Source organism: Mycobacterium sp. E136 (assembly GCF_001666865.1).
Lineage (GTDB): Bacteria > Actinomycetota > Actinomycetes > Mycobacteriales > Mycobacteriaceae > Mycobacterium.
The window spans coordinates 1-8047 of record NZ_LZJE01000121.1 but is presented as its reverse complement, the minus strand read 5'-3'; the positions used below and the strand labels follow the sequence as shown (position 1 = coordinate 8047).

13 protein-coding genes are annotated in these 8047 nt (G+C 66.9%); 6 read left to right on the top strand and 7 right to left on the bottom strand.

Features of this window, described 5'->3' with window-relative positions; genetic code table 11:
• Nucleotides 1–288: 2-oxoadipate dioxygenase/decarboxylase family protein (locus A5698_RS29365; RefSeq protein ID WP_286144395.1), on the bottom strand; the 288-nt coding region annotated here is incomplete at its 3' end.
• Between the two features lie 30 nt (nucleotides 289–318).
• Between A5698_RS29365 and A5698_RS08500 the strand changes: the two genes are divergently transcribed.
• On the top strand, nucleotides 319–798 hold the full coding sequence (locus A5698_RS08500) for an Lrp/AsnC family transcriptional regulator (protein WP_068295527.1): 480 nt from the start codon (nucleotides 319–321) through the stop codon (nucleotides 796–798).
• Nucleotides 799–850: 52 nt separating this feature from the next.
• Nucleotides 851–2224 (top strand): L-lysine 6-transaminase, encoded by a 1374-nt coding sequence (gene lat, locus A5698_RS08495; protein WP_067086930.1) that lies wholly within the window; start codon nucleotides 851–853, stop codon nucleotides 2222–2224.
• Here lat and A5698_RS08490 read toward each other — a convergent pair.
• Nucleotides 2217–2789, bottom strand: a complete 573-nt coding sequence (locus A5698_RS08490; protein WP_082963905.1) for a restriction endonuclease — start codon at nucleotides 2787–2789, stop codon at nucleotides 2217–2219. The genes lat and A5698_RS08490 overlap by 8 nt on opposite strands.
• Nucleotides 2790–2903: 114 nt before the next feature.
• Between A5698_RS08490 and A5698_RS08485 the strand changes: the two genes are divergently transcribed.
• From A5698_RS08485 to usfY, 4 genes are all read left to right on the top strand, one after another.
• Nucleotides 2904–3581: a PAS and ANTAR domain-containing protein gene (locus A5698_RS08485; RefSeq protein WP_067086923.1), complete on the top strand. Its 678-nt coding sequence runs from the start codon at nucleotides 2904–2906 to the stop codon at nucleotides 3579–3581.
• Between the two features lie 83 nt (nucleotides 3582–3664).
• Nucleotides 3665–4036 (top strand): hypothetical protein, encoded by a 372-nt coding sequence (locus tag A5698_RS08480; RefSeq protein ID WP_067086920.1) that lies wholly within the window; start codon nucleotides 3665–3667, stop codon nucleotides 4034–4036.
• Nucleotides 4033–4665, top strand: a complete 633-nt coding sequence (locus A5698_RS08475) for a flavodoxin family protein (RefSeq protein WP_067086917.1) — start codon at nucleotides 4033–4035, stop codon at nucleotides 4663–4665. Before A5698_RS08480 ends, A5698_RS08475 begins: the two co-directional genes overlap by 4 nt.
• A 99-nt stretch (nucleotides 4666–4764) precedes the next feature.
• Entirely contained in the window at nucleotides 4765–5073 is a 309-nt protein-coding gene (gene usfY, locus A5698_RS08470; protein WP_067086915.1) for a protein UsfY, read from the top strand.
• Between the two features lie 55 nt (nucleotides 5074–5128).
• On the opposite strand, the gene mbp1 is transcribed toward usfY, so the two are convergent.
• The 5 genes from mbp1 to A5698_RS08445 all read right to left on the bottom strand — a co-directional run bounded on the left by mbp1 (nucleotide 5129) and on the right by A5698_RS08445 (nucleotide 7863).
• Complete coding sequence (gene mbp1 / locus A5698_RS08465; protein WP_064400879.1) at nucleotides 5129–5365, bottom strand: microaggregate-binding protein 1; 237 nt, start codon at nucleotides 5363–5365, stop codon at nucleotides 5129–5131.
• An 84-nt stretch (nucleotides 5366–5449) separates the two neighbouring features.
• A complete protein-coding gene (locus A5698_RS08460; protein WP_068295525.1) occupies nucleotides 5450–5794 on the bottom strand; it encodes a PRC-barrel domain-containing protein in 345 nt (114 codons plus the stop codon).
• Nucleotides 5781–6176, bottom strand: a complete 396-nt coding sequence (locus A5698_RS08455) for a hypothetical protein (protein WP_067086912.1) — start codon at nucleotides 6174–6176, stop codon at nucleotides 5781–5783. The genes A5698_RS08460 and A5698_RS08455 overlap by 14 nt, the downstream gene beginning before the upstream one ends.
• A complete protein-coding gene (locus A5698_RS08450) occupies nucleotides 6173–7402 on the bottom strand; it encodes an Nramp family divalent metal transporter (protein ID WP_067086909.1) in 1230 nt (409 codons plus the stop codon). Before A5698_RS08450 ends, A5698_RS08455 begins: the two co-directional genes overlap by 4 nt.
• Entirely contained in the window at nucleotides 7402–7863 is a 462-nt protein-coding gene (locus A5698_RS08445) for a hypothetical protein (RefSeq protein WP_067086905.1), read from the bottom strand. The genes A5698_RS08450 and A5698_RS08445 overlap by 1 nt, the downstream gene beginning before the upstream one ends.
• Nucleotides 7864–8047: the final 184 nt, after the last annotated feature.

The window sequence follows — 8047 nt, the reverse complement described above, 5'->3', positions numbered from 1 at the left end:
CAGATCATAGAAGCCCACCGGGTACATGCCGAACGCCTCGAACAGGTCGGCGACGTCGGCGAGTTCGGCGGCGCTGCCCACCCGGATCGCACCGTGCCGCTCGGCGGTGACGCGTTCGAGCGAGCCGAAACGCTCGGCGTCCGCAGCGCCGGCGGCGAAGTCGTGGTTCACCTCGGAGGCGACCTGAACGAGCGTGGTGTAGGCGGGCACCTCGGCGCCGTACATCCGCGACAGTTCGGCGGCGAACCGGGCCCGCAACTGCCAGGGTTCGAAGAGCTTCGGGGTCACCGCGTGCACCGCCTCGGATACAGTGCCGCCATGGCTGGAGCCGACGAACAGCCCCACACCGCGACGCATCTCGACGAGATCGATCGCATCCTGGTCCGTGAACTGATCGCTGACGGCCGCGCCACGCTGGCGCACTTGGCGGCGACCGCGGGACTGTCCGTCTCGGCGGTCCAATCGCGGGTGCGGCGGCTCGAGGCGCGCGGCGTGGTGACCGGATACTCGGCCCGGATCAACCCCGAAGCGGTCGGCAAGATGCTGTCGGCGTTCGTGGCGATCACTCCTCTCGATCCCTCGCAACCCGACGACGCGCCCGCGCGCCTTCAACACATCGAGGCCATCGAGTCCTGTCATTCGGTGGCCGGGGACGAGAGCTACGTCCTGTTGGTCCGCGTCGAGTCGGCGCGGGCGCTCGAGGACCTGTTGCAGCAGATTCGCACCGCGGCCAACGTTCGGACCCGAAGCACGATCATCCTACAGACTTTTTACGAGCGTCGCGACTTCGTGCCGTAACTATTCCGGTTGTAGACTAATTGAGCCGGATAAATTCTGGTAACCTGGCGGCATGACCGATCTATTGCTGCGGGCCGGCTCCGCGTCCCCGACCGGAGCCGTCGAGCCCGAGGTCGGACCGGATGATGTCCACGCCGTGCTGTCGCGCAGCATCCTGGCCGACGGCATGGATCTGGTCCTCGACATGCGGCGGTCGTCGGGTTCGTATCTGGTGGACGCCCGCTGTGCTGATGGGGAAGGCGAACGCTTCCTGGACATGTTCACGTTCTTCGCCTCGTCCGCGCTGGGGATGAACCACCCGGCGCTGGCCGACGACGACGCGTTCCGCGCCGAACTCACGGCGGCCGCCGTCAACAAGCCGAGCAACTCCGACGTGTACACGGTGCCGATGGCGCGGTTCGTCGACACGTTCGTGCGCGTGCTCGGGGATCCGGCGTTGCCGCACCTGTTCTTCGTCGACGGCGGGGCGCTCGCGGTGGAGAACGCGCTGAAGGTGGCGTTCGACTGGAAGAGCCGACTCAACGAGGCCGACGGGCGAGATCCCGCACTGGGCAGCAAGGTTCTGCACCTGCGCGGCGCGTTCCACGGCCGCAGCGGCTACACGTTGTCGCTGACCAACACCGATCCGAACAAGGTGGCCAGATTCCCGAAGTTCGACTGGCCGCGCATCGATGCGCCGTATCTGCGCCCGGGTGCCGATATGGACGCGATTGAGGCGGACTCCCTACGTCAGGCCCGCGCCGCGTTCGAGGCCCACCGGCACGACATCGCATGCTTCATCGCAGAACCGATCCAGGGCGAGGGGGGTGACCGGCACTTCCGACCGCAGTTCTTCGCGGCGATGCGCGACCTGTGCGACGAGTTCGACGCGCTGTTGATCTTCGACGAGGTGCAGACGGGCTGCGGGCTGACGGGGACGACATGGGCCTACCAACAGCTCGGCGTGACCCCCGACGTGGTCGCCTTCGGCAAGAAGACCCAGGTCTGCGGCATCATGGCCGGCCGCCGCGTCGACGTCGTGCCCGACAACGTCTTCACCGTGAGCTCGCGGCTGAACTCGACGTGGGGCGGCAACCTCACCGACATGGTGCGAGCCCGCCGCATTCTCGAGGTGATCGAGGCCGACGGTCTGGTGGGTCGGGCGGCCGAGATCGGCCGCTACCTGTTGCGCCGCCTCGAGGCGCTGTCGGCGGAGTTCCCCGGCGTCGTGCTCGACGTACGGGGCCGGGGACTGATGTGCGCGTTCAGCCTGCCCACCCCGGCGCTGCGTGATGAGTTGATTCGCAGGCTGTGGGAGCGGCGCGTGATCCTGCTCCCGAGCGGAGCGAGCAGCGTGCGATTCCGGCCCGCGTTGACGGTGTCGCGGGAGGACATCGACGCGGCCATCGACGAAACCCGCGCGGCCGTGCGCGACGCGCTCAGGTGATTTGGGTCGGCGCCGACGGCTCCAGCAGCCGCCGGATCGTCGCGCGCAAGCGTGGCAGGTCGGCGCCGCCGACAAGCACGCAGCCGTGAAGCTCGGCGAGTTTGCGTGCGGCAGCGGTGAACTCGTGATTCGTCACCACCATCGTCTGAGCGCAGTCCTGCATCGGCGCGCCCGCCACGACTTCCTGTACGGCACCGGCCCCGACCGGCCGCGACTGTCGCTTGCACTGAATGGCAACACGATTCGGTCGCTTGCCGACGATGATGTCGACTCCCCAGTCGCCGGTCATCGCCGTCATGATCACCGGAGCACCGCAGGACCGCGCCACTCGCGCCACGTAATCCTCGAACTCGGGACCGGACATCGCCGTGGTGGGATCCTCGCGCGCGGCGGCGGTGGTGACCCCGGCGAGCGCACCGGCGAGAAAGCGTGGGGCGGCGGCCAGCAACAGCGGCGCAACGAGACCGATCGCGACGCTGACCTGAACAGCGGCCCCGAGAAGCCATGCCGCCACCCCCGCCGCCGCGGCGGCGGCCAGGTACACCTTCACGGTCACCCGACGGATCCTAAGTTTCGACCCCGACACGCAGCCCACAGGCGGCGCCGGTGTTTATCCGATAAACGAACGAACGTCATCGCCGCGATACACGTGTGCGGTCACCGGCGCTAACCTGCGAACATGACAGACGAGCTGCCCGAGTCCAACGGGCAGACACCCGTCGAACAGGCCCTTGCCGGCGGTGACCCGCACCGAGTGGGCTGGTTCCGGTTCTATTTCGCCGACGAACACTGGGAGTGGTCGCCGCAAGTCGAGCGGATGCACGGATACGAGCCGGGTACCGCACAACCGACGACGGAACTGGTGTTGTCGCACAAACATCCCGAGGACTACCGCCAGGTGGCGGCGACGCTCGACGAAATCCGCCGGACATCGGGTGCGTTCTCCACCCGCCACCGGATCATCGACACCCGCGGCGACGTGCACCACGTCGTCGTGGTCGGCGACCAACTGTTCGACGACAGCGATCAGGTGGTCGGAACCCACGGGTTCTATGTCGACGTCACCCCGTCGCTGCAGCGGCACGACAGGGTGTTCAGTGCGGCGGTGACCGAGATGGCCGAGGCTCGCGGCCCGATCGAGCAGGCCAAGGGGATGCCGATGCTGGTCTACCGAATCTCCGCCGACTCGGCGTTCGAATTGCTCCGGTGGCGCTCACAGGAGACCAACACCAAGCTGCGGCTCCTGGCCGAGCAAATCGCCAAGGACTTCCTCGGGCTGAACTATGACGAGGAGTTGCCGCCACGCGCAACCTACGACCGGCTCCTGCTGACCGCGCACTATCGCGTCGAGAACTGAGGTTTACCGAGCCGAGCAGCCGGGAACACCCTCTGCGTCTAATTCATATCGCTGATTGCGCAGCAAATTCGGGAGTTCTCGTCGTGTACCACGGTCCCAGCGAGCTGAGGCATGTCGACACCGGCATCCGCGACGCAGTGCGGTTCGCCATCGGTATCGGCGCCACCGGCGCCATCTTCCTGCTCGGCGCCATGGTGTGGGTGAGTACCTGTCAGGGCGCGACGGCCGACACCCTGGCCTGCGGCGCGCCCCAACGGACCCTGCTGGCGCTCGCGGCGCCCGCCGTCCTGCTGCTGGGCGGGGCGCGCGCCTTCTTCCGCGCCTATCAGAACTGGCGCAGGGGCGAGATGTCGACGGCGTGGCAGGGTGCGGGATGGTTCCTGCTGACGTCGATGCTGCTGGTGATCACCACGAGCATGCCCGCCCTCACCGGATCCGCGGTGTTCGGCGGATGAGCAGCCAAGCGAACGCCGATCGCCCGTTGACCGCCGTCGCGCTGGTCTGCAGCCTCAAACCCAGCCCCGCCGAGTCGAGCAGCGCGCTGATGGCCGAGCACATCTGCCAGAACCTGCGGGACGCCGGCGTGCAGACCGAGACCGTGCGATGCGTCGACTACGCCATCGCGCCGGGTGTCGAGGCGGATATGGGCGACGGTGACGAGTGGCCCCAGATTCGCGAAAAGCTTTTGGACACCGACATCCTGGTGTTGTCCACCCCGATCTGGCTGGGGCACCCCGCCAGCGTCACGCAGCGGGTGCTGGAACGTCTCGATGCCGAGCTGTCGAACACCGACGACGCGGATAGGCCGGTCATGGTCGGCAAGGTCGCCGTGGTCGGGGTCGTCGGCAACGAGGACGGTGCGCACAAGGTGATCGCCGACTGCTTTCAGGGCCTCAACGACATCGGTTACAGCATCCCGGCCCAGGGAGGCACCTACTGGACGGGTGAGGCGATGCAGAGCAAGGACTACAAGGAACTCGACGAAGTTCCTGAGCCGGTCGCGTCGACGACTGCGGCGTTGGCCCGCAACGCCGCTCACCTCGCTGAGGCCCTGCGGGCCGGCACATACCCGTCCTATCGGTGAGGCTCATTTTCGGTCTCGTTTCTTCCTAATGGGGTCGGGTAGTTCTAGCGTTGTCAGTAGCCCATAACCGGGCGGAGGTATGCCGAGAGAGGAGTACCGATGAAGAGCCCGAAGGATCCCGTCGACCATGCGAGGACGACACGTCCACACGCGGGGGAGACGATGAAGGACAGCAAGGACCTGCCGGGGCTGATCCTCATCGGAGTGGCCCTGGTGCTGTTCGTTTCGGCGCTTGCGGCCCACGGTGCCAGCCATCACAGCGTGGGCATCGGCCTGGGTTGCGGCTCCGCCGCGCTGTTGATCATCGGCGGCGGGTGGCTGCTGGTCGAGCACCTACGGGTGCGCAAGATCGAAGACCGTTGGTACGCAGAGCATCCCGACGCTCAGCGGCAACGACCCAGTAGCTGAAGGAGCAAGAGAAAAGCCCAGCCGATCGGCTGGGCTTTTCTGCATTCGGTCCGAATTACTGCTCGTTTTCCTGGCGCTTCTCGGCGGCTTCGGCGCCTGCGCGAGCGGACTCCGCCTCGGCTTCCTTCTTGGCCGCATCCTGCTGGGCATCGGCCTTGTCCTGCTGGGCCTTGCCCTCGCGGACCATGTCATCGCGGCCGGTGACAGTGCCGACCGTTTCCTTCGCCTTGCCCTTGACGTCTTCGACGACGCCCTTGATGCCTTCTTCAGGGCCACTGTTCTTCTCGGTCATGTTCACCTTCCGCAGTGGAGTGGATTCAGTCCAATCACGAGGAACTTCCTCGCGCAGGTGTCGGGTTCCCGAGGCCCTGATCGGCTAAACGCCCGCGCCGGGCAGCATCGCCGAAAAGCGCGTGTAGTCGGCCCTCAGCCGCACGCCGTCCGCACCGACGCGGGCGACGTCCTCCCACGCCGCGAGGAACGTTCCGCGGTGCCGCCACCTCGCGATTCGGGCTATCAGCGCCGGGGCGGTCGCGCCCGACCGCTCGAAACCCCAGAACGACGACCGCGTGTTGGGGCTCACGACGAGTCCCAGCACCCGCGGCGCCGGCGGATCGTCGGTCGGGTCGCCGCTGGTGGCGAGGCGGACGTCGATCACCGTGCCGACCCGATGGTTGCCGGCGTCGACGACCCGCAGCCCGAGCAGCTCACTCAGCCGCATGTCGGCCTCCCGGAACGCGTTTGACGATGTGATCGCGCAGCCAGCGTTCGACCCAGCCGACGTCGAACGCCATATCGGTGGGCTTGAGCTTGACGACGACCTCGACCGAGGCGACCAGGCGCCAGGGAATCTCCTGCAGCAGCGAGCGTGGAGGCGATCCACCCAAGATGCGCGTCGCCACAACCTGCCCCGAAAGCAGGGCACTCACCTGCGGCGGCTGCGCGTTGGCGGCCACGTCGTGATCCATCTCGATGCCGGTCAACTCGATGTCGTCGACGATTCCGACGGGATCACCCGCGTCGTCGAGCATCTGGCGGTCCAGCAGATGCAGCCGGGCGTCAAGGAGACGACCGCGATGACGCTTGACCGGAAGATCGCTCACTGTCCCGCTCCCGTCACGATCATCAACGGGATCGCCGCCACCGACGCGACGACGATGACCACCAGGTACACCGAGGCGAGCATGTTCGTCACCCTTCCGTTGGTCTCACCACCCATGTACTGAGAGTCGTTGGCCACGATCAGGATTGGCAGATATGTCAGCGGAAGCGCGATGGCGGAGAACACCACGGAGTACTCGGTGACGAGGATGGGGTCGACTCCGGTGAACAACACCGCCGCGCAGGCGACGATCGCGACGAAGATGACGACATGGAAGCGGGCGGCCTCGGCGGGACGCCGGAACTTGCCCCACGGCCAGCCGAGGAACTGGGCCAGGATGTATCCGCTGGACAGCGCCGTCTCCAGCGCCGCGCCGAATGTCGCAGCGACGACGCCCACGATCACGAACGCCAGCGCGAGCTTTCCGCCGGCGACCACGACCGGCATCACCGTCTGCGACAGCGAGGTCACCTCGATCTGTTGGGGGAGTAGGACGATCGCTGCCGAGGCCGCGATGCCGAGTGACAGGAGACCCCCGAGGGGAAAGCCGACGAGCACGTTGACGCGTGATGTGCTCAAATCCTTGCGGGTCCAATGCTCTTCGACGGCTCCGGAGGAGAAGAAGAAGACCTCGTACGGTGTCATCGCGGCGCCGAACAGCGCGATGGCGAAATACCAGTAGGTGGCCGCGGATTCCTGCTCAGGGATGACAGGCGTCATCGCCTGGTCGGCGAGATCAGCCCAATCCGGTTGCAGCAGAAACACACTGACGAGGAACACGATCAGGAACAGTCCCAGCAGGCCCGCGACGTTCTCCATGATCTTGAACTTGACGCGCCACACCACCACCCAGACCGCGAACGCCGCGACGGGAATCCACAACATCGGGCCGACATCCGTGGCCAGTTGCAGGGCCAGGGCGACCCCGCCGATCTCGGCGGTCAACGTCATCAGCGTGATGAAGAAGGACGCCGCGAGGTTGGCGGCCGCGGTGCGCGGGCCGAGCCGTTCCCTGATGATCTCGAAGGTCGCGCGGCCGCTGACCGCCGCTACCCGGCCGGCCATGTTGGCGTACAGGCATATTCCCGCGACGCCGACGACGACGACCCAGGCCAGCCCCATTCCGAACCGCGACCCCACCACGGCGTTGGTGACCAGATCGCCGATGTCGACGAAGCCACCGATCGCGGTCAGTATCCCGAGCGCGACCGACAGAAGCTTCTTCATCAGCGGTAACGACTTTCGAGCGCAGACGCCGCCGCCAGAAGGTCGGCGCGAGCCCGCTGCGGCGTAGGTTCGCTGCTGACCTCTCTGATGCTGGCTGCCGCGGCGTTGAGGATGCCGATGATGTCGGTCATCGAGTCGGTCAGCATGCGCTGGCGCCCGACGTCGACGGAGTCGCGGGCGCGCAGATCGGCGATACCCTGGTAGGCCTTCACGACGTCGGAACGGGCGTCCGACAGCTGCACGCCGGCCAGTTGAGCCGTCGACCGTCCCTGCGACCACAGATCCAACGCCGCGGCGCCGCTGCGCGCCGCCGACGCCGTTTCCTCCATCGCGCTGGCGAGCTGGCCCGGCATGCCGTCGCGGTTAGCGGGGCAGCACGTGAGCAGCAGCCCGAGCGCGACGAATACGACCAGCAGGACCAGTGGTCCCTGGAGTCGTCGAGCGCGCTCGTAGCTGGGCATCGCCACTGGTGCTAATCAGTCCCCGACGGTGCCGTCCTCGTCGTCGATCTCCACCGTTTCGAGTTGCTCCTGCCAATCCGCGGGCGGGGCCTCCAGCGGCGGGTCCGGTTCGGGTTCTGCGCTGGCTTCCTCGTCGAGAACCGGTTCGCTGGTGTCGCGCTGCTGCTCCATCGCGTCGGCGACG